Below are 18,093 nucleotides of genomic sequence, written 5' to 3' on the forward strand. Positions count from 1 at the left end.
GCGCCTACAGCCCCTGCGCGTAGGAGAAGAACCGCTGCGGGTCGTACGCCTTCTTCACCGTGGCCAGCCGGGCCGCCGCGTCGCCGTAGTACGCCTTCTTCCAGTCCTTCAGCGTGGGGTCGGCGTAGTTCTGGTAGGCGGCGCCCGAGGCGTACGGCTTCATCGCGTCGTGCGCGGACGCCAGCCAGGACTGGGCCGTGGTGCCGGCGGACCCCGCGCCCCAGGAGGCGATGTACTGGGCCAGCATCCGCGAGCGGCGGTGGACGAAGGCCGTGGCGGTCGGCGGGACCCGGTTGACCGCGCCGCCGAGCGCGGTGAACGCGATGCTGCCCCCGCCCCCGCGTACCGAGGCGATCTGCCGCAGCACGGTCTGGATGCCGGCCGCGGACAGCGAGCGGTCGAAGAAGTCGGAGCGGGCCGCGTACGTCTCCCGGCCCAGCCGACCCTGCGGGGAGCGGCCCGGGGTGGAGCCGGGCAGGTGGCACTGGGCGTCGGCGGAGAAGGAGGAGCAGCCGGCGTAGATCTCCATGGCCTCCTCGTAGCCCCGGCGGCGCAGGGAGACGGAGGTGGCGTTCGCGCCGGCCAGGTGGGCCAGGCGGTCCACGGCGTTCTGCAGTTCGCCGTAGGTGCCCAGGGAGAAGCAGGCCACGGAGACGGACGGGGTGCGGCCCGGGGAGCACTCCAGGTGCAGGGAGGACCAGATCTCGTCGGGCTGGCCCGGACCCCACTCCTGCCAGGCCTTGAGCACCTTGGCGGCCTTGGACCAGGGCCAGGTCAGGTAGGCGGTGACGGCCTGGGGCGCCGCATGGGTCCGGAAGTGCAGCTCGGTGACGACGCCGAAGTTGCCGTTCCCGGCGCCGCGCAGCGCCCAGAACAGGTCGGAGTGGTGGGTGGCGTCGGCGGTGACCTGGGTGCCGTCCGCCGTGATCAGGGTGGCCTGGGTGAGGCTGTCGCAGGTCAGGCCGTAGGCGCGGGAGGCGACGCCGTGGCCGCCGCCGAGCACCAGGCCGGAGACGCCGACGGTGGGGCAGGAGCCCGCCGGTATGGTCACGCCCTTCGCGGCCAGCGCGCGGTAGACGTCGATCAGCTTGGCGCCGGCACCGACGACGGCCTGACCGCCGCCGGCCCGGATCCGGTTCAGCCGGGACACGTCGACGATCAGCCGGTTGTCGCCGGAGGAGTAGCCGCCGTAGGAGTGGCCGCCGTTGCGGATCGACACCCTCAGGTGGTGGGCGCGGGCGTAGGCCAGGGTCGTGCGGATGTCGGCGGTGTGCGACACATAGGCCACCGCGGCCGGTTTCAGACCGTCGTAGCGCGTGTTGTACAGCTGGTGGGCGGTCTTCCAGGACGCGTCGCCGGGCCGGACCAGGGTGCCGTCCAGGTCGCGGGCGAGTGCCGCCCAGTTCGCGGCGGCGCTCGCGCTGGTGGTCCGCAGCCCCGTGAGCGTGGAGGCGCGCGGCGAACCGGTGGGCGCCGCGGCGGGGGCGGACGAGCCCCCCGCACCGCACGCGGCCAGTGCCGTCGTCGCGAGGGCGGCCGTGCCACCCGAGATGAACGTACGCCGTTCCATGTCCGTCGCCTTTCCTCGGCCGTCGTGGAACGAGACGACGCACCGCGGCACGGGGTTCCCCGGCCGGATGATGAACGGCGCACACGCGGGCGCACAAGCCGGCCGACGGCATCTGCACGTGCCCTCCCCGTGAGCATTCCGTGACCTCACCGGGCTGACGGCAGGGGTTCACTCCTCGTTCACTTCCGGCCATCGGCGGCTTCACCTGTTCTGCCTAATTTCGGCCTTACCGGGTGCTGGGTGCGGCCATGACGGCGCGCGGAGCACCTCTATGACCTCGCGCGCCGCCGACAGCGGCGGCTCCTGGAAGGAACTCCCGAAAGTGAAGCTTCAGCGCAAGAACCGGCTGCGCGCCCTCTCACTCGGTGCTGTCGCCGTCTCCGGCGCCCTGGCCCTGACGGCGTGCGGCTCCGACGACAACGGCAACGGCAGCGGTTCGGGCAACCCGTCGACGTCGGCCGCCGCCGGCTCGGTCAAGTGCGACAACGCCAAGGGTCAGCTGCTCGCAGACGGCTCCTCCGCGCAGAAGAACGCGATCGACGCCTGGGTGAAGAACTTCTCCCAGGCCTGCGGTGTGCAGATCAACTACAAGGGCGGCGGTTCCGGCGCCGGTGTCACCGCGTTCACGCAGGGCCAGGTCGCCTTCGCCGGCTCCGACTCGCCGCTGAAGCCCGAAGAGGTCACCGCCTCCAAGAGCGTCTGCAAGGGCGGCCAGGGCATCGACCTGCCGATGGTCGGCGGCCCGATCGCCCTCGGCTACAACGTCCCGGGCGTCGACAACCTGGTGCTGGACGCCCCGACCATCGCCAAGATCTTCGACAGCAAGATCACGAAGTGGAACGACCCGGCGATCGCCGCCCTCAACAAGGGCGCGAAGCTGCCCGACCTGAAGATCCAGGCGTTCCACCGCTCGGACGAGTCCGGCACCACGGACAACTTCACCAAGTACCTGATCGCCACCACCCCGGACAACTGGAAGTACTCCGGCGGCAAGGCCTGGCAGGCCAAGGGCGGCCAGTCCGCCCCGCAGTCCGCGGGCGTGGCCCAGCAGGTGAAGCAGACCGCCGGCGCCATCGGCTACTTCGAGCTGTCCTACGTCAAGGACGGCATCAAGGCCGTCTCCCTGAACACCGGCGCCAGCAAGCCGGTCGCGCCCAGCTCCGAGAGCGCCACCGCCGACATCGCCGCCGCGCAGGTCGTCGGCACCGGCAAGGACCTCTCGCTGAAGCTCGACTACAAGACCAAGGCCGAGGGCGCCTACCCGATCACCCTGGTCACCTACGAGATCGTCTGCGACAAGGGCAACAAGTCCGACACCCTGCCCGCCACCAAGGCCTTCCTGCGCTACATCGCCGGCGAGGACGGCCAGAAGATCCTCCCGGGCATCGGCTATGCGCCGGTTCCCGACGAGATCATCGCGAAGGTCCGCACCACCATCGAGGGCCTGAGCTGACCTGATCCGAGAGTGCGGCCCGGTACCCGACAGGGCCGGGCCGCACCGTCCGGTGCACCGCCGCCACGAGCCGGCGCCTCCCTCGGGGGCGCGGTTCCGCAGACCGGAGAACCCGATGGACATATCGACGACAACCGACGTACCCCCGCCCGCCGCCTCCCGCCCGGCCGCCGAGCAGAAGCGCGCGGCCCGTGGCGCCACCCGCCCCGGTGACCGCATCTTCCTCGGCCTGTCCCGCGGCTCCGGCATCCTGCTGCTGGTGATCATGGCCGCGATCGCGGTCTTCCTCACCTACCGTGCCTCCCTCGCGATCAGCAAGGACCACGGCGACTTCCTGACCACCTTCGAGTGGAACACCAACATCCTGGAGCCGAGGTTCGGCATCGCGGTGCTGGTCTTCGGCACGATCGTCTCCTCGGTCATCGCCATGGTCATCGCGGTCCCGGTCGCGGTCGCCATCGCGCTGTTCATCACGCACTACGCCCCGCGCCGCATGTCCGGCCCGGTCGCCTACGTGATCGACCTGCTCGCCGCCGTACCGTCCATCGTCTACGGCCTGTGGGGCGCCCTCGTCCTCGTCCCGCACATGAACGGCCTGTACGGCTGGCTCGACGACTTCTTCGGCTGGACCGGCGTCCTCTCCTGGGACCAGGGCGCGCCGCGCTCGATGCTCACTGTCGGCATCCTGCTCGCGATCATGATCCTGCCGATCATCACCAACGTGAGCCGTGAGGTCTTCCGCCAGGTCCCGCGGATGCACGAGGAGGCCGCGCTGGCCCTCGGCGCCACCCGCTGGGAGGTCGTCCGGATGGCCGTACTGCCCTTCGGCCGCTCCGGCGTGATCTCCGCCTCCATGCTCGGCCTCGGCCGCGCGCTCGGCGAGACGATGGCCGTGGCCACCGTGCTCTCGCCGTCCTTCGACATCCAGGCCAGCCTGCTCAACCCGGGCGGCGGCACCTTCGCCCAGAACATCGCCAGCAAGTTCAGCGAGGCGGACGAGTTCGGCCGGGACGCGCTGATCGCCTCCGGTCTCGTCCTCTTCGTCATCACCCTGCTGGTCAACGGCGCGGCCCGGCTGATCATCGCCCGCCGCGCGGAGTACTCGGGGGCCAACGCATGAGCACCGCAGCCGTCACCGCCAAGCGGCCCAGCACGCTGCGCGCCGCCAGCCTGCCCCGGTGGACGCCGTGGGCCGTCGCCGCGGGCTCCGTCGCCCTGGGCGTCGGGATCAGCCTGGCCGCGGGGCTGGACAGCTCGATCCAGTGGGGTCTGATCGCCGCCGTCCTCTTCGTCCTCGGCACCTACGGCGTCGCCGCGCGCGTCGAGGGCCGCCGCCAGGCCAAGGACCGTGTCGCCACCAGCCTGGTCTGGGTGGCCTTCGTGCTCGCCGTGGTGCCGCTGGTCTCCCTGATCTGGGTGACCGTCGCGCGCGGTGTGAAGGTCCTCGACGTCTACTTCCTGACGCACTCGATGGGCGTCGTCGCCGACTCCGAGCCCGGCGGCGGCATCTACCACGCCATCATCGGCAGCCTGGAGCAGGTCGGCCTCGCCACCCTCGTCGGCGCCCCGATCGGCGTGCTCACCGCGATCTACCTGGTCGAGTACGGCCGGGGCCGGCTCGCCAAGGCCGTCACCTTCTTCGTCGACGTCATGACGGGCATCCCGTCGATCGTCGCGGGTCTGTTCATCCTCAGCCTGATGCTGATCCTGAAGACGGGGTACTCCGGGTTCGCCGGTTCGCTGGCCCTGGCCATCCTGATGATGCCGGTCGTCGTCCGCTCCACCGAGGAGATGCTCAAGCTCGTCCCCAACGAGCTGCGCGAGGCGTCCCTGGCGCTGGGCGTGCCCAAGTGGCGGACCATCCTCAAGGTGGTCCTGCCGACCTCCATCGGCGGAATCACCACCGGCGTCATGCTGTCGGTCGCCCGGATCGCCGGTGAGACCGCGCCGGTGCTGCTGCTGGTGTTCGGCAACCCGTTCATCAACAACGACCCCTTCGAGGGCGCGCAGGCGTCGCTGCCGCTGTACATCTACCAGCAGTTCGCCAACAGCGCGGGCTCCGGAGCGGCGTACGACCGCGCGTGGGCGGCGTCCCTGACGCTGATCGCCTTCGTGATGATCCTCAACCTGGTGGCCCGCGGGATCGCCCGCTGGAAGGCCCCGGGCACCGGTCGCTGAGCGCGGCCACCCAGCGACCGAGCCCGAAACCCTGGAAGTGAAGCAGACATGGCCAAGCGCATCGACGTAAGCGGACTCACCGCCTACTACGGCTCCCACAAGGCGATCGAGGACATCTCGATGACCGTCGAACCGCGGTCGGTGACGGCGTTCATCGGCCCCTCCGGCTGCGGCAAGTCGACGTTCCTGCGCACCCTGAACCGCATGCACGAGGTCACGCCCGGTGGCCGCGTCGAGGGAAAGGTGATGCTGGACGACGAGGACCTGTACGGCACCGGGGTCGACCCGGTGTCCGTCCGCCGCGAGGTGGGCATGGTCTTCCAGCGTCCGAACCCGTTCCCCACGATGTCGATCTTCGAGAACGTGGCGGCGGGGCTGCGGCTGAACGGCAGCCACCGCAGGAGCGAGCTGGACGACATCGTGGAGAAGTCCCTCAGGGGCGCGAACCTCTGGAACGAGGTCAAGGACCGCCTGAGCAAGCCGGGCTCCGGGCTGTCCGGCGGTCAGCAGCAGCGGCTGTGCATCGCCCGGGCGATCGCCGTCGAGCCGAACGTGCTGCTGATGGACGAGCCGTGCTCCGCCCTGGACCCGATCTCCACCCTCGCCATCGAGGACCTGATCGGTGAGCTGAAGGAGCGGTTCACGATCGTCATCGTGACGCACAACATGCAGCAGGCGGCGCGCGTCTCGGACCGTACGGCGTTCTTCAACCTGGCCGCGGTGGGACAGCCCGGCCGGCTGATCGAGATCGACGACACCGAGCGGATCTTCTCCAACCCGTCGGTCCAGGCCACCGAGGACTACATCTCCGGCCGCTTCGGCTGATTCCCGGTCCCCTCGCGGTGCTGCATGGCGGTGCCACCGCGAGGACGCAAAGGGCCCGCCCCCGGCTTCCCCCGGGGGCGGGCCCACTGCGTTCGGCCACGGCCCGGAGAAGGCCGTACGACGCCCACAGGGGCGGCCGTACGACGACGTCTACCGGCGGCCGCCGGCGGCTACAGCGCCACCAGCTTGACCACTCCGAAGGCCGCGGCGGCCACCAGGGCCGCCGCCGGCATGGTGATGAACCAGCCCATGACGATGTTCTTGGCCACGCCCCAGCGGACGGCGTTGACGCGCTTGGTGGCGCCGACGCCCATGATCGCCGAGGTGATGACGTGGGTCGTGGAGATGGGCGCCTTGAAGAGGAACGCCGTGGTGAACATGATCGACGCGCCGGTCGCCTCCGCCGCGAATCCCTGCGGCGGGTCCAGCTCGATGATCTTGCGGCCCAGGGTGCGCATGATCCGCCAGCCGCCGGCGTAGGTGCCCAGGGACAGCATCACCGCGCAGACGATCTTGACCCAGACCGGGATCGGGTCGCCGAACGTCTCGTGGCCGGAGATGACCAGGGCCAGCACCACGACACCCATCGTCTTCTGGGCGTCCTGGAGGCCGTGGCCCAGCGCCATGCCGGCCGCGGAGACGGTCTGGGCGATCCGGAAGCCGCGCTTGGCCTTGTGCGGGTTGGACCGGCGGAACAGCCACAGGATCGCCGTCATGACCAGGTAGCCGACGATCAGGCCCACCACCGGCGAGACGAACATCGGGATGACGACCTTGTCGACGACCCCGTGCCAGATCACGTTCGTACCGCCCGCCAGCGCCGCGCCCACCATGCCGCCGAACAGGGCGTGCGAGGAGGAGGACGGCAGGCCGAAGTACCAGGTGACCAGGTTCCAGACGATCGCGCCCACCAGGGCCGCGAACAGGATCCCCATGCCGGTCGAGCCCTTGGGCGTCTCGATGAGGCCCTCGCTGACCGTCTTGGCGACGCCGGAGCCCAGGAAGGCACCGGCGAGGTTCATCACGGCGGCCATGGCGAGGGCCGCCCGCGGGGTCAGCGCCCGCGTCGACACCGACGTCGCGATCGCGTTCGCCGAGTCGTGGAAACCGTTCGTGTACGTGAAGAAGAGCGCGACCGCGATGGTCGCGATCAGGGCGAAGGTGTCCATCGACGCCTCAGGACTCCTTGACGGCGATGGTCTCCACCGTGTTCGCCACGTGCTCGAAAGCGTCGGCCGCCTCTTCCAGGACGTCCACGATCTGCTTGAGCTTCAGCACCTCGATCGCGTCGTACTTGCCGTTGAAGAGGTGGGCGAGCAGCTTGCGGTGGATCTGGTCGGCCTGGTTCTCCAGCCGGTTGACCTCGATCCAGTACTCGGTCAGGTTGGCCATGGTGCGCAGGTTCGGCATGGCCTCCGCGGTCAGCTCGGCCGCCCGGGCCAGGACCTCGATCTGCTGCTCGACGCCCTTCGGCAGCTCCTCGACGTTGTAGAGGACGACCAGGTCGACGGCCTCCTCCATGAAGTCCATGATGTCGTCCAGGGAGCCGGCGAGGGTGTAGATGTCCTCGCGGTCGAACGGCGTGATGAACGAGGAGTTCAGCTGGTGGAAGATCGCGTGCGTGGCGTCGTCACCTGCGTGTTCCGCGGCCCGCATACGCTCTGCGATCTCGGCCCGGGCGGAGGAGTCCGCCCCGAGCAGTTCCATCAGGAGTTTCGAGCCGGTGACGATGTTGTCCGCGGACGCGGCGAACATGTCGTAGAAGCTCGTCTCCCTGGGGGTCAGACGAAAGCGCACGTGGGGTCCTCGGGGTGCTTCGGTTTCGGTCAGGCTGATGCTAGGCGCATCATCCGGCCACGGCTATCGGGCCGCATCCCAGTGTCGCCCATCGGGCACAGTGGTCGGCACGGGGGCGGGCGAAGGGGCCTCTACCCCGGAAAATTCGGTACGATATACCCTCCAGGGGTATGTATCCCGTTCTGTGCCCGTAGCTCGTCCCCAGACGGAGGCCCGCGATGACGACGACCGAGGCCGGCGCCACGCACGGCTACCACAAGCAGAAGGACGAGCACCTCAAGCGGCTGCGCCGGATCGAGGGGCAGATCCGCGGCCTGCAGCGGATGGTGGAGGAGGACACGTACTGCATCGACATACTCACGCAGGTCTCCGCCTCCACCAAGGCCCTGCAGTCCTTCGCGCTGCAACTGCTGGAGGAGCACCTGCGGCACTGCGTCGCGGACGCGGCCCTCAGGGGCGGCGACGAGATCGACGCGAAGGTGGAGGAGGCCACGAAGGCCATCGGCCGGCTGCTGCGCAGCTGAGCCGTCCCCGCCCCCCTCGGTGCCCGGTGCCGGCGCTCAGTCCGGATTTCGCTCTTCGGCCACGCGCAGTACCGCGTCGATGCTCTCCAGGCTGAGCCGGTCCTCGGCGGCCGAGGCCGCGATGATCAGCTCCCCGCACAGCTCGATCTCGGCGAGGGCCACGTGGTCCTGAACCGCCGTGCCGCCGACCGGAGCCACCCGCCTCACCTCTTCTCTGCCGTCACCGCTCCCTAGAGTAGGCAGCGCCCTACACACCGCGCATGGCACGGACGGGCTACTTACGGGGTGGCGTCCCGGACTAGTGACTGGCCGGTTTCAGGCCCCGCCGCCGCTGTCCTCCTCGGCGATCCGCCCCGCGTAGATGTCCGCGGCGGGCGGCAGCCGTACGTCGGCCGGGGCGCCGAAGGCGTACAGCAGCAGCGTCGAGGCGACCGCCACGGAGGTCTTCTCGCGGCCGTTGACGAAGCTGAAGCGCTGCCGCAGCTTGCGGATGCGGCCCTGGTCGTCCAGGTAGACGTCGAACGGGACCTCGGCCGTGGCGAACCCTTTCGCCGCCGCGGCCAGGGCCGCGCCGTCGCCGGCGGCGGCGTACCGGGCCGCGCGGGCGAGGTCGGCGGTGCCCCGGTAGTGCCGTACCGCCGTGCCGGCGACCTCGGTCCGGCCGACGTAGACGGCGTGCCGGGTGCCGCGCAGCACCTCGGCCGCCGCGTACGGGTCGGTCGCGCCGCCGGTGACCAGGTTGCCGTCGGACAGCGTCGCCGTCTCCACCCGCACCCACTTGTCGGCGGGCACGCCCGCACCCCGGTTCTTCATGAACAGGGCGCCCGGGGCGAGGAGTTCGGTGATGGGCCGGTGTTCGGCGGCGCCGGTGGGGTCCTCGGGGAGCAGCACGGTGAGCCGGCCGAGGCGGTGCCGGTAGTCGTAGACCCCCTTGCCGCGGATGGTGACCCGGGTGCCGCCGGTGGCCATCTCCATCGAGGTGGTGGCCTTGGAGCTGCCCGCCTCGCGCAGCGCGTCGGCGGCCCGGTGCAGGGTGGTGACGGGGTCTCCCACGCCCTTGACGTCCTCGGCGGCGGCCCCGCTGCCGGAACAGCCCGTGGCGCCCGCCCCGAGGCCGAGGAGGATGCCCACCGCGACGACCGTCCTGCCCGTGCACCTGCGCTGCCGCCGATCCATCGCCTGCCTACCCCCAAGCCGGTGTGCTCCGTCACGGCCCCCCTGTTGTCCGGTTAACGACGGGTGGTGGGCGCCGTCACGCGCCGCGGGGCGGGCTGGGTAACGTTGTCCGTGTGGCACTCACCGCGAAGCCGGAGGACGGGCGGGAACACCTCACGACGACGAGTGAACGGGGCCGCTTCTGCGTGGCCCGCTGCACCTGCGGCTGGCAGGGCCCCGCCCGCCGGGCCCGCAGCCAGGCCCGCACGGACGCGGACCGGCACCGGGAGGGCGACGGGTAGCCGGACCAGCCGGACCCGGCAGGCGTTACCGGTGTCCCAGGGCCTGGAGCAGGGCCGGTACCAGGTCGGCGTCCGCGGGCTGGGTGAGGTGGGACCGGGCGTCGGATGGCGGGAGCCACAGGACGCGGTCGACCTCGTGGTTGGGAGTGAAGTGGCCGGAAACCGCCTCCGCCGACCAGTAGCGCACCCGTTTCGGGCGGCCGCCCGTCGAGTAGTGGACGGTGGGCAGCTCGGGGCCCGGGTCGGCGGTGTAGCCGGTCTCCTCCGCGACCTCGCGCAGGGCGCCGGCGACCGGGTCCTCACCCCGTTCGAGCTTGCCCTTGGGGTGGGACCAGTCGTCGTACTTGGGCCGGTGCACCAGACAGATCTCCAGGTCGCCGGAGACCGGCGAACGGCGCCACAGCACACAGCCGGCCGCCTGGACCACGGTGTCGTCCACAGCGCCTCCTCACGGGTTCAGGGAGCGTTGACGGTCTGCTTCTGCCACGCCTGCTGGAAGGCGAACCGGGCCGCCTCCACCTCGTGCCGCTGGTCGGCGTGGAGCACGCCGAGCGCGTAGGCCGTCGCCGGGGTGATCCGGGGCGTGCGGGCCGCCTGCGCCGCCGCCGCGGCCGCCTCCGAGGCGTCCCGGTGCCGGTTCAGCGCCTGGCCCGCCGTCAGCAGCCGGACGTCCGCCGGGGCGTGGGCGCCGAGCAGCACCTCGCGGGCGTACCGGTGCAGCCGCAGCAGCAGCCGGACCTGGTGCCAGGGGCCGTCCTGGGGGTGCGGGGCCGGGTCCGGGGACAGGCCGTGGACGAGCGCCTCCGCGTTGTAGGGGTGGCCGGCGGTGACCAGGGGGAGCGCGGCGACGGCGTCCGTGAGCCGTTCCTCGGCCGCGGCGGCCAGCGGGCGCAGCTCGGTCGAGGGGGCGGCGGGCGTCAGCGCGACCTCGCTGGCGAGTACGGCGACCTTGTCGGCCACGGCGTGGAAGCGGGCGGAGCCGAGGGCCTGGAGGGCCGTGGAGTGGGCGCGCGTCCGGGCCAGGGTGAGCTGGCGCTCCAGCAGGGCGCCCGCCTTCGCCGCGCCCACCGTGAGGGTGCCCCGTTCCGTCGTCACCGTCGCCCCGGCCGGGCCACCGCCGGGGCCCGGTGCCGCCTTCCCCGGGACGGGCGCCGCGCTGGCGGCACGGCGGCCCGCGGCCACGACCGCCTGTTCCGGGAAGACCGCCACGCCCGACAGCCGGTGCAGCGCCAGCAGCAGCCGTTCCAGCCGCGCCTCGTACGCGTGCTCCAGTCCCAGCGTGCCCGAAAGCCAGGCCAGCTCCGGGCGGATCTCCTCGGACCAGTCGGGGTCGAGCAGGGGGCGGAAGGTGTGCAGGCTGCCGCTGATGCGGCGGGCGGAGCGGCGCAGCGCCCGGGCCGCGTCGACGGGCCCCTCCGCGCCGCCCTCCCGGTGCAGGCGCAGCGCGCGGAGGAACTCCGTGGCCTGGGCGCGCAGATAGCCCGCGAGGGCGTCACCGGTCACCGCCCGGGCCGTGGGGTCCGTCGGGTCAAGGTGTTGCTGTGCCACGCCGGCGCCTCCGGGCGTCTATGAGCATCTCCTGGACGTTGCGCAGGGGCTGGCCGTCCGTGTCGGTCGCGTGCCGTGTCCACTCGCCGTCCGGCCCGAGGTGCCAGGACGCGGTGCTGTCGGACATGCCGGTGTCCAGCAGCCGGTTGAGGGCCGCGCGGTGCCCGGGGTCGACGACCCGGACCAGGGCCTCGATCCGGCGGTCGAGGTTGCGGTGCATCATGTCGGCGCTGCCGATCCACACCTCGGGTTCGCCGCCGTTGCCGAAGGCGAAGACCCGGGAGTGTTCGAGGAAGCGGCCGAGTATGGAGCGGACCCGGATGTTCTCCGACAGGCCCGCGACCCCGGGGCGGACGGCGCAGATGCCGCGCACCCAGATGTCGACGGGCACGCCCGCCTGGGAGGCCCGGTAGAGCGCGTCGACGACCGCCTCGTCCACCATCGAGTTGACCTTGATGCGGACGAAGGCCGGGCGGCCCGCGCGGTGGTGCTGGATCTCCTTGTCGATCCGCGCGACCAGGCCGTCGCGCAGGGACTTGGGGGCGACCAGCAGGCGGCGGTAGGTCTCGCGGCGCGAGTAGCCGGACAGCCGGTTGAACAGGTCGGAGAGGTCCGCGCCGACCTGCGGGTCGGCGGTGAGCAGGCCGAGGTCCTCGTACAGCCGGGCCGTCTTCGGGTGGTAGTTGCCGGTGCCGACGTGGCTGTAGCGGCGCAGGGTCTCGCCCTCCTGGCGGACCACCAGGGACAGCTTGCAGTGCGTCTTCAGGCCGACCAGGCCGTAGACGACGTGACAGCCGGACTCCTCCAGCTTGCGCGCCCACTTGATGTTGGCGTGCTCGTCGAAGCGGGCCTTGATCTCGACCAGGACGAGGACCTGCTTGCCGGACTCGGCGGCGTCGATGAGCGCGTCGACTATGGGGGAGTCGCCGGAGGTGCGGTACAGGGTCTGCTTGATGGCGAGGACGTCCGGGTCGGCCGCCGCCTGCTCCAGGAAGGCCTGCACGGAGGTGGAGAAGCTGTCGTACGGGTGGTGCAGGAGGACGTCCCGGGCGCGCAGGGCCGCGAAGATGTCGGGCGGGGAGGCCGACTCGACCTCGGCGAGGTCGCGGTGGGTGCCGGCGACGAACTTCGGGTACTTCAGCTCCGGCCGGTCGAGGCCGTGGATGCGGAAGAGGCCGGTGAGGTCGAGCGGGCCGGGCAGCGGGTAGACCTCGGCCTCGGAGATCTTCAGCTCGCGGACCAGCAGGTCCAGCACCTCGCGGTCGATGGACTCCTCGACCTCCAGGCGCACGGGCGGGCCGAAGCGGCGCCGCATGAGCTCCTTCTCCAGGGCCTGGAGGAGGTTCTCGGCGTCGTCCTCCTCGACCTCGAGGTCCTCGTTGCGGGTGATCCGGAAGGCGTGGTGCTCCAGGATCTCCATGCCCGGGAACAGCTCTTCGAGGTGGTTGGGGGCCGCGATGACGTCCTCGATGGGGACGTAGCGGCCCGGGGAGGCCTCCAGGAAGCGGGTCAGCAGCGGCGGCACCTTCACGCGCGCGAAGTGCTTGTGGCCGCTGACCGGGTTCCGTACGACGACGGCCAGGTTCAGGGACAGGCCGGAGATGTACGGGAAGGGGTGCGCGGGGTCGACGGCCAGCGGGGTGAGGACCGGGAAGATCTGGTGCCGGAACAGGGTGAAGAGGCGGGCCTGCTCCTTGTCGGTCAGCTCCGACCACCGGACCAGGTGGATGCCCTCGTCGGCGAGGGCGGGGGCGACGTCCTCGTGGTAGCAGGCGGCGTGCCGGGCCATCAGCTCGCGGGAGCGGGCCCAGATCATCTCCAGCACCTCGCGCGGCTGGAGCCCGGAGGCGGAGCGGGTGGCCACGCCGGTGGCGATGCGGCGCTTCAGGCCGGCGACGCGGACCATGAAGAACTCGTCCAGGTTGCTGGCGAAGATCGCGAGGAAGTTCGCGCGCTCCAGCAGCGGTGTGTCGGGGTCCTCGGCGAGTTCCAGGACGCGCTCGTTGAAGGCCAGCCAGCTGCGTTCCCGGTCGAGGAAGCGGCCCTGGGGCAAGGGGGCGCCGTCGGCCTGGGCCTCCTCGTACGCGTCGAGATCCGCGTCGATGTCGGGTTCCAGGTCGGATACGGCGGCGGCCACGGCGCGCTGGCGGTGCGCGGCGAGGGAGCCCACGGAGGGCTGGGGGTGCTGGACGTCTGCCTGGACATCTGCCTGGGTGTCTCGCTGCCTCATGAACCCATTCTTCCGCGCGACGGGCGACACAGGCGCGTCGGATCGTGCGGGCGGGAGCGTCACGGCCCCGTTCCCCGCGGGCCCCTCGGGGGGCGGCGAAGGCTCTGGCACGGCGGGCTTCATTGGCCGAGCGTCGCAAGCCCGGCTGAATCAATGGTTACGGCGACATGACGTGCGGGATAGCGGGGAGCGGCCCCACGGGGTCTCCCGGCCGGAAAGACGCCGGTCCGGTACGTCCGCGCGCCCGTGGCGGGACGTACCGGACCGGCGCGGGTGCGGGCCCTCGGCGGGCGCGGCGGCGCAGGCCCGGGTACGCCGCGGCGGTGGCGGCCGCGGTGACGGCGGGACCATGCCGGTGGCGGCCAGGTGCGGCGGCCGGAATCCGGTCAGCGGGCCCCGCAGCGGCCGCCACGGCTCGCGCGGAGCCAGCCGCGGGGCCAGGAGGGCGGCGCGGGCGCGGATGTCAGGTTTCGGTGCGGTACATCAGGTCCGTCTCGTGGACGGTGAAGCCCAGGCGCGCGTAGACCGACACCGCCGCCGTGTTGTCGGCGTCGACGTACAGCATCGCGGCCGGCAGCTGCTGGGCGGCCAGGTGGCGCAGGCCGACCGTGGTGAGCGCCTTGCCGAGGCCGCCGCCCTGCTCGCCCGGGCGCACCCCGAGGACGTACACCTCGCCGAGCCCCTCCTCGGCGTGCACCTTGGTCCAGTGGAAGCCGATCAGTTCCCCGCGCCGCTCGGCGAGGAAGAACCCGGCCGGGTCGAACCACGGCTCGGCCTTGCGGTCGTCCAGGTCGCGCTGGGTCAGCGAGCCCTGCTCGGGGTGGTGGGCGAAGGCGGCGGCGTTCACCGCGAGCCAGGCCGCGTCGTCCTTGCCGGGCACGAACGTACGTACCGTCACACCCTCCGGCAGCACCGGCTCGGGCAGCTCCAGGTCGGCCAACGAGCGCCGCATCTGGCGCAGTTCGCGGAAGAGGGTGAGACCGAGCACCTGGGCGAGGTGCCGGGCGGCCGGGTGCCCGCCGTGCGCCCACACCCGCAGCCGCTTGCCGGAGGCGGCGAGCAGGGCCGCGCCGAGCGCCCGCCCGTGCCCGTGCCCACGGTGCCCGGGGTGCACGACCAGCTCGGCGGCGGGCGCCTCCACCGGGTCGGTGTCCTCCAGCTGGGCGTAGCCCACGAGTTCGCCGTCGACGGACAGCAGCAGGTGCGAGACGCCCTCGCGGGCCCCGCCGCGCAGCTGCAGCCGGCCCTGCTCGGACACCGGCTGCTGCCCGTCGACCCCGGCGGCCTCGCCGATCAGGCTCAGGACGGCCTCGGCCCGGTCCGGGGTGAGCGCCGAGGTGGTCTCGATGGAACGGGCCGGAAAGCCCCGTACGGTGTCGTCGCTGCTCATGCGTACGAGAGTACGGGGCGGCCGGGGCGAAGTCCCGGCACACCGGCCCCCGGCGACCGGCGCGGGAACACCGGAGGGCCGGCGGAGGGAAACCAGGATGTGACCCCGAACCCCCTGTCGCGCTACGCGCGTTGACCCTAGGCTGCGCCGAGCCAGCACAGCCGACCCACAGGAGGGTCCCATGCCAGCCGCGCCCCGGCGCACCAGACGTCGTACCCACGCCCTCCTCGCGAGCGTGGCCGTTCTCGCCACCGCCGCCGCGCTGACCGCCGCGCTCCCGGCGGGCGCGCACGAGGCCCACCACCGGCCGGGCCGCTACCAGGACGTCCAGCTGCTCTCCTTCAACGACCTGCACGGCAACCTGGAGCCCCCGTCCGGCTCCTCCGGCCGGGTCACCGAACTCCAGCCGGGCGGCACGACGAAGACGATCGACGCGGGCGGGGCCGAGTACCTCGCCACCCATCTGCGCCGGGCCCGCGAGGGCCACCCGTACTCGATCACCGCCGCCGCGGGCGACATGGTCGGCGCCTCCCCGCTGCTGTCCGGCCTGTTCCACGACGAGCCCACCATCGAGGCGCTGAACAAGCTGGACCTGGACGTCACCTCGGTCGGCAACCACGAGTTCGACGAGGGCGCGAGGGAACTGGGCCGCCTGCAGAACGGCGGCTGCCACCCGACGGACGGCTGCTACACCGGCAAGAGGTTCAAGGGCGCCGACTTCCCGTACCTGGCCGCGAACGTCCTGGACGACAGGACCGGCAGGCCGATCCTGAAGCCGTACTGGATCTGGAGGAAGAAGGACGTCCGGATCGGCTTCATCGGGGTCACGCTCAAGGGCACCCCGGACATCGTCTCCGCCGACGGCGTCAAGGGCCTGAGCTTCAAGGGCGAGGCCGAGACCATCAACAAGTACGCCAAGGTGCTCCAGCGCCAGGGCGTGCAGTCGATCGTGGCCCTGATCCACGAGGGCGGCTACCCGGCCTCCGGCTCCTACAACTACGACTGCGACTCCCCGGGCGCCGGCAGCGGCATCTCCGGCCCGATCGTGGACATCGCCAGGAACGTGACCCCGGCGGTGGACGCCCTGGTCACCGGCCACACCCACCAGGCGTACGTCTGCACGGTCCCCGACCCCTCGGGCCGCCCCCGCATGGTCACCTCGGCCGCGTCCTTCGGCCGCCTGTACACCGACACCACGCTGACGTACGACCGCCGCACCGGCGACATCGCGCGCACGGCGGTGAGGTCCGCGAACCACGTGGTCACCCGGGACGTCCCCAGGGCGCCGGACATGACCGACCTGATCGCGCGCTGGCACACCCTGGCCGCCCCGATCGGCGACCGCGCCATCGGCTACATCTCCGCCGACATCGGCAACACCGGCACCGAGTCCCCGATGGGCGACCTCATCGCCGACGCGCAGCTCGCCTACGGCCGCGAACTCGATCCGCGGACCAGCCTGGCCCTGATGAACCCCGGCGGGGTCCGCGCGGGCCTCACCTACGCGGCCCAGGGCGCCGAGGGCGACGGCGTGGTCACCTACGCCGAGGGCTTCACGGTGCAGCCGTTCGCCAACACCGTGAACCTCCAGGACTTCACCGGCGCGCAGCTGGTGCAGGTGCTCAGGGAGCAGGTGAGCGGCGCCAACGCGGCGGCCCCGAAGATCCTCCAGCCGTCCGCCGGGCTCACCTACACGCTGGACCTCACCAGGTCCGGCGCGGACCGCGTGGTCACCGACTCGATCCGCCTGAACGGCGCCCCGATCGACCTCGCGGCCACCTACCGGGTCGCCACCAACAGCTTCCTCGCGGGCGGCGGGGACGGCTTCCCGACCCTCGGCCAGGGCACGGGCGACCTGGTCGGCACGGACGACCTGACCGCCCTGGAGAGGTACCTGACGGCGCACTCGTCGGCCGCGTCGCCGATCGCGCCGCCGAAGACCGACCGGATCACGGTCGTGCGGTAGCGCGCGAAGGGGCCCCGGGTACGGCGTGGCCGGCGGGTCGTACCCGGGGAGCGCCTCAGGAGGCGGTGGGCTTCCAGCCGCCCAGCCAGTCGGCGACCTCCTGGTCCGCGGCCTGGGCGTCGGTCAGCTGGGGGCGGTCGGTGCTCGCGGCACCGGCGCCCGCGCCGGTGTTCCGGTACTCGGCGAACCGGTCGTCCTTCCAGGAGAAGCCGCTCATGTCGGTCCAGGGGGCCGGCTTGATCGCGGCGCTCAGGCTGGTGTTGCGGACGGTGGTCTGCGGGTCGAGGGTGGCGTCGCCGCCGGCGTGCCAGGGCCGGCCCAGGAAGAAGCTGCGGTCGGAGACGGCGCCGGTCACCGACGAGTTGGCGATCAGGATGCCCTTGCGGCCGGCCGCGGTGCTGGGGGCCGTGACGAAGCCGGCGGAGCTGCCGTCCCAGCGCTTCTTCAGGGTGATGACCGACTTGTCGAGGACGGCGGTGGCCCGCCCGAAGACGAAGTCGACGTTCCCGGTGACGTAGGAGCCGGTCATGTAGACCCGGCCGAGCCGCTCCTTGGCGGCGGTGTCCAGGAGCAGCGTGTCCTGGTCGCCGCTGACGATGATCCCGTCGAGGAACACCCTGTCGGCGGCCGTGCGCAGGGCCACCGCCTGCTGGGCGGCGATGTCCCGGTGGGCGCCCTCGTCGAAGTCGTTGGAGATGCTCAGGTTGCGGGCCTGGAAGTCGTCGGCCTCCACGGCGACGGTGGCGCTGCCGCCGGTGCCGTAGGTGCCCGAACCGTCGGGCTTCTTCGTGCCGGCCGCGTTGTCGTAGACGATCACCGTGTCCCTGCGGCTGGAGCCGGTGCCCTGGAGGGTGACGTGCGGCTTGTTCGCCGGGACCTTCACCGTCTCCCGGTACGTGCCGGGCTTCACGGCGATGACGACCCGGGAGGGGTTGTCCGCGGGTACGGCGTTCACGGCGGCCTGCACGGTCGTGTACTGGCCGGAGCCGTCCTTGGCGACGGTGAGGGTGGCCGCGGCCCGGGCCGGTACGGCGGTGGCGGCCGAGGCCCGCGACTGGGCACCGGGCCCGAGCAGGCCGTACCCGAGGCCGCCACCGGCGACCAGCACCAGCGGCAACCCCACCGCGAACACGGCCCGCCTCCTGCGATGCCGGG

General features: G+C 72.0%; 16 protein-coding genes and 1 pseudogene. 7 read left to right on the plus strand and 10 right to left on the minus strand.

Annotated features, from left to right (window positions below):
• Nucleotides 1-4 precede the first annotated feature (4 nt).
• Nucleotides 5-1,570: an FAD-binding oxidoreductase gene (locus tag ACZ3ZD_RS26400; RefSeq protein ID WP_467402029.1), complete on the minus strand. Its 1,566-nt coding sequence runs from the start codon at nucleotides 1,568-1,570 to the stop codon at nucleotides 5-7.
• Nucleotides 1,571-1,841: 271 nt separating this feature from the next.
• On the opposite strand from ACZ3ZD_RS26400, the gene pstS reads away from it, so the two are divergent.
• The 4 genes from pstS to pstB all read left to right on the plus strand — a co-directional run bounded on the left by pstS (nucleotide 1,842) and on the right by pstB (nucleotide 6,026).
• Nucleotides 1,842-3,023: a phosphate ABC transporter substrate-binding protein PstS gene (gene pstS / locus ACZ3ZD_RS26405; RefSeq protein WP_467402032.1), complete on the plus strand. Its 1,182-nt coding sequence runs from the start codon at nucleotides 1,842-1,844 to the stop codon at nucleotides 3,021-3,023.
• A gap of 115 nt (nucleotides 3,024-3,138) precedes the next feature.
• Nucleotides 3,139-4,143: a phosphate ABC transporter permease subunit PstC gene (pstC, locus tag ACZ3ZD_RS26410; RefSeq protein WP_467402035.1), complete on the plus strand. Its 1,005-nt coding sequence runs from the start codon at nucleotides 3,139-3,141 to the stop codon at nucleotides 4,141-4,143.
• Nucleotides 4,140-5,201: a phosphate ABC transporter permease PstA gene (gene pstA, locus ACZ3ZD_RS26415; protein WP_467402038.1), complete on the plus strand. Its 1,062-nt coding sequence runs from the start codon at nucleotides 4,140-4,142 to the stop codon at nucleotides 5,199-5,201. Before pstC ends, pstA begins: the two co-directional genes overlap by 4 nt.
• 48 nt (nucleotides 5,202-5,249) lie before the next feature.
• Nucleotides 5,250-6,026: a phosphate ABC transporter ATP-binding protein PstB gene (pstB, locus tag ACZ3ZD_RS26420; protein ID WP_467402040.1), complete on the plus strand. Its 777-nt coding sequence runs from the start codon at nucleotides 5,250-5,252 to the stop codon at nucleotides 6,024-6,026.
• A 170-nt stretch (nucleotides 6,027-6,196) separates the two neighbouring features.
• On the opposite strand, the gene ACZ3ZD_RS26425 is transcribed toward pstB, so the two are convergent.
• Nucleotides 6,197-7,195 carry an inorganic phosphate transporter gene (locus ACZ3ZD_RS26425; protein ID WP_467402043.1) on the minus strand — a complete coding sequence of 333 codons (999 nt, stop codon included), beginning with the start codon at nucleotides 7,193-7,195 and terminating at the stop codon, nucleotides 6,197-6,199.
• A gap of 7 nt (nucleotides 7,196-7,202) precedes the next feature.
• Nucleotides 7,203-7,823, minus strand: a complete 621-nt coding sequence (locus tag ACZ3ZD_RS26430; protein WP_397942455.1) for a DUF47 domain-containing protein — start codon at nucleotides 7,821-7,823, stop codon at nucleotides 7,203-7,205.
• A 218-nt stretch (nucleotides 7,824-8,041) separates the two neighbouring features.
• Here ACZ3ZD_RS26430 and ACZ3ZD_RS26435 point away from each other — a divergent pair, with 218 nt between their 5' ends.
• Complete coding sequence (locus ACZ3ZD_RS26435) at nucleotides 8,042-8,347, plus strand: metal-sensitive transcriptional regulator (protein WP_467402047.1); 306 nt, start codon at nucleotides 8,042-8,044, stop codon at nucleotides 8,345-8,347.
• Nucleotides 8,348-8,383: 36 nt separating this feature from the next.
• Here the strand turns inward: ACZ3ZD_RS26435 and ACZ3ZD_RS26440 are convergent, their stop codons facing one another.
• Nucleotides 8,384-8,545, minus strand: a complete 162-nt coding sequence (locus ACZ3ZD_RS26440; RefSeq protein WP_199808307.1) for a hypothetical protein — start codon at nucleotides 8,543-8,545, stop codon at nucleotides 8,384-8,386.
• A gap of 117 nt (nucleotides 8,546-8,662) precedes the next feature.
• Nucleotides 8,663-9,523: an SCO4651 family lipoprotein gene (locus ACZ3ZD_RS26445; protein ID WP_467402049.1), complete on the minus strand. Its 861-nt coding sequence runs from the start codon at nucleotides 9,521-9,523 to the stop codon at nucleotides 8,663-8,665.
• Nucleotides 9,524-9,636: 113 nt separating this feature from the next.
• On the opposite strand from ACZ3ZD_RS26445, the gene ACZ3ZD_RS26450 reads away from it, so the two are divergent.
• Entirely contained in the window at nucleotides 9,637-9,804 is a 168-nt protein-coding gene (locus ACZ3ZD_RS26450) for a hypothetical protein (RefSeq protein WP_467402052.1), read from the plus strand.
• A 25-nt stretch (nucleotides 9,805-9,829) separates the two neighbouring features.
• Here the strand turns inward: ACZ3ZD_RS26450 and ACZ3ZD_RS26455 are convergent, their stop codons facing one another.
• From ACZ3ZD_RS26455 to mshD, 4 genes are all read right to left on the minus strand, one after another.
• On the minus strand, nucleotides 9,830-10,243 hold the full coding sequence (locus ACZ3ZD_RS26455) for an NUDIX hydrolase (protein ID WP_467402055.1): 414 nt from the start codon (nucleotides 10,241-10,243) through the stop codon (nucleotides 9,830-9,832).
• A 17-nt stretch (nucleotides 10,244-10,260) separates the two neighbouring features.
• Nucleotides 10,261-11,352, minus strand: coding sequence for a CHAD domain-containing protein (locus ACZ3ZD_RS26460; protein WP_467402058.1), 1,092 nt, complete (start codon nucleotides 11,350-11,352; stop codon nucleotides 10,261-10,263).
• On the minus strand, nucleotides 11,333-13,705 hold the full coding sequence (locus ACZ3ZD_RS26465; RefSeq protein WP_467402060.1) for an RNA degradosome polyphosphate kinase: 2,373 nt from the start codon (nucleotides 13,703-13,705) through the stop codon (nucleotides 11,333-11,335). Before ACZ3ZD_RS26465 ends, ACZ3ZD_RS26460 begins: the two co-directional genes overlap by 20 nt.
• Nucleotides 13,706-14,045: 340 nt before the next feature.
• Nucleotides 14,046-14,972, minus strand: a complete 927-nt coding sequence (gene mshD, locus ACZ3ZD_RS26470) for a mycothiol synthase (protein ID WP_467402063.1) — start codon at nucleotides 14,970-14,972, stop codon at nucleotides 14,046-14,048.
• Nucleotides 14,973-15,153: 181 nt separating this feature from the next.
• Here mshD and ACZ3ZD_RS26475 point away from each other — a divergent pair, with 181 nt between their 5' ends.
• Nucleotides 15,154-16,938, plus strand: a complete 1,785-nt coding sequence (locus ACZ3ZD_RS26475) for a bifunctional metallophosphatase/5'-nucleotidase (RefSeq protein ID WP_467402065.1) — start codon at nucleotides 15,154-15,156, stop codon at nucleotides 16,936-16,938.
• Between the two features lie 55 nt (nucleotides 16,939-16,993).
• Here the strand turns inward: ACZ3ZD_RS26475 and ACZ3ZD_RS26480 are convergent.
• Nucleotides 16,994-18,013: pseudogene (locus ACZ3ZD_RS26480) on the minus strand (pectinesterase family protein); the annotation flags it as partial.
• Between the last annotated feature and the right edge of the window lie 80 nt (nucleotides 18,014-18,093).

Source organism: Streptomyces sp. NPDC023481 (assembly GCF_055560195.1).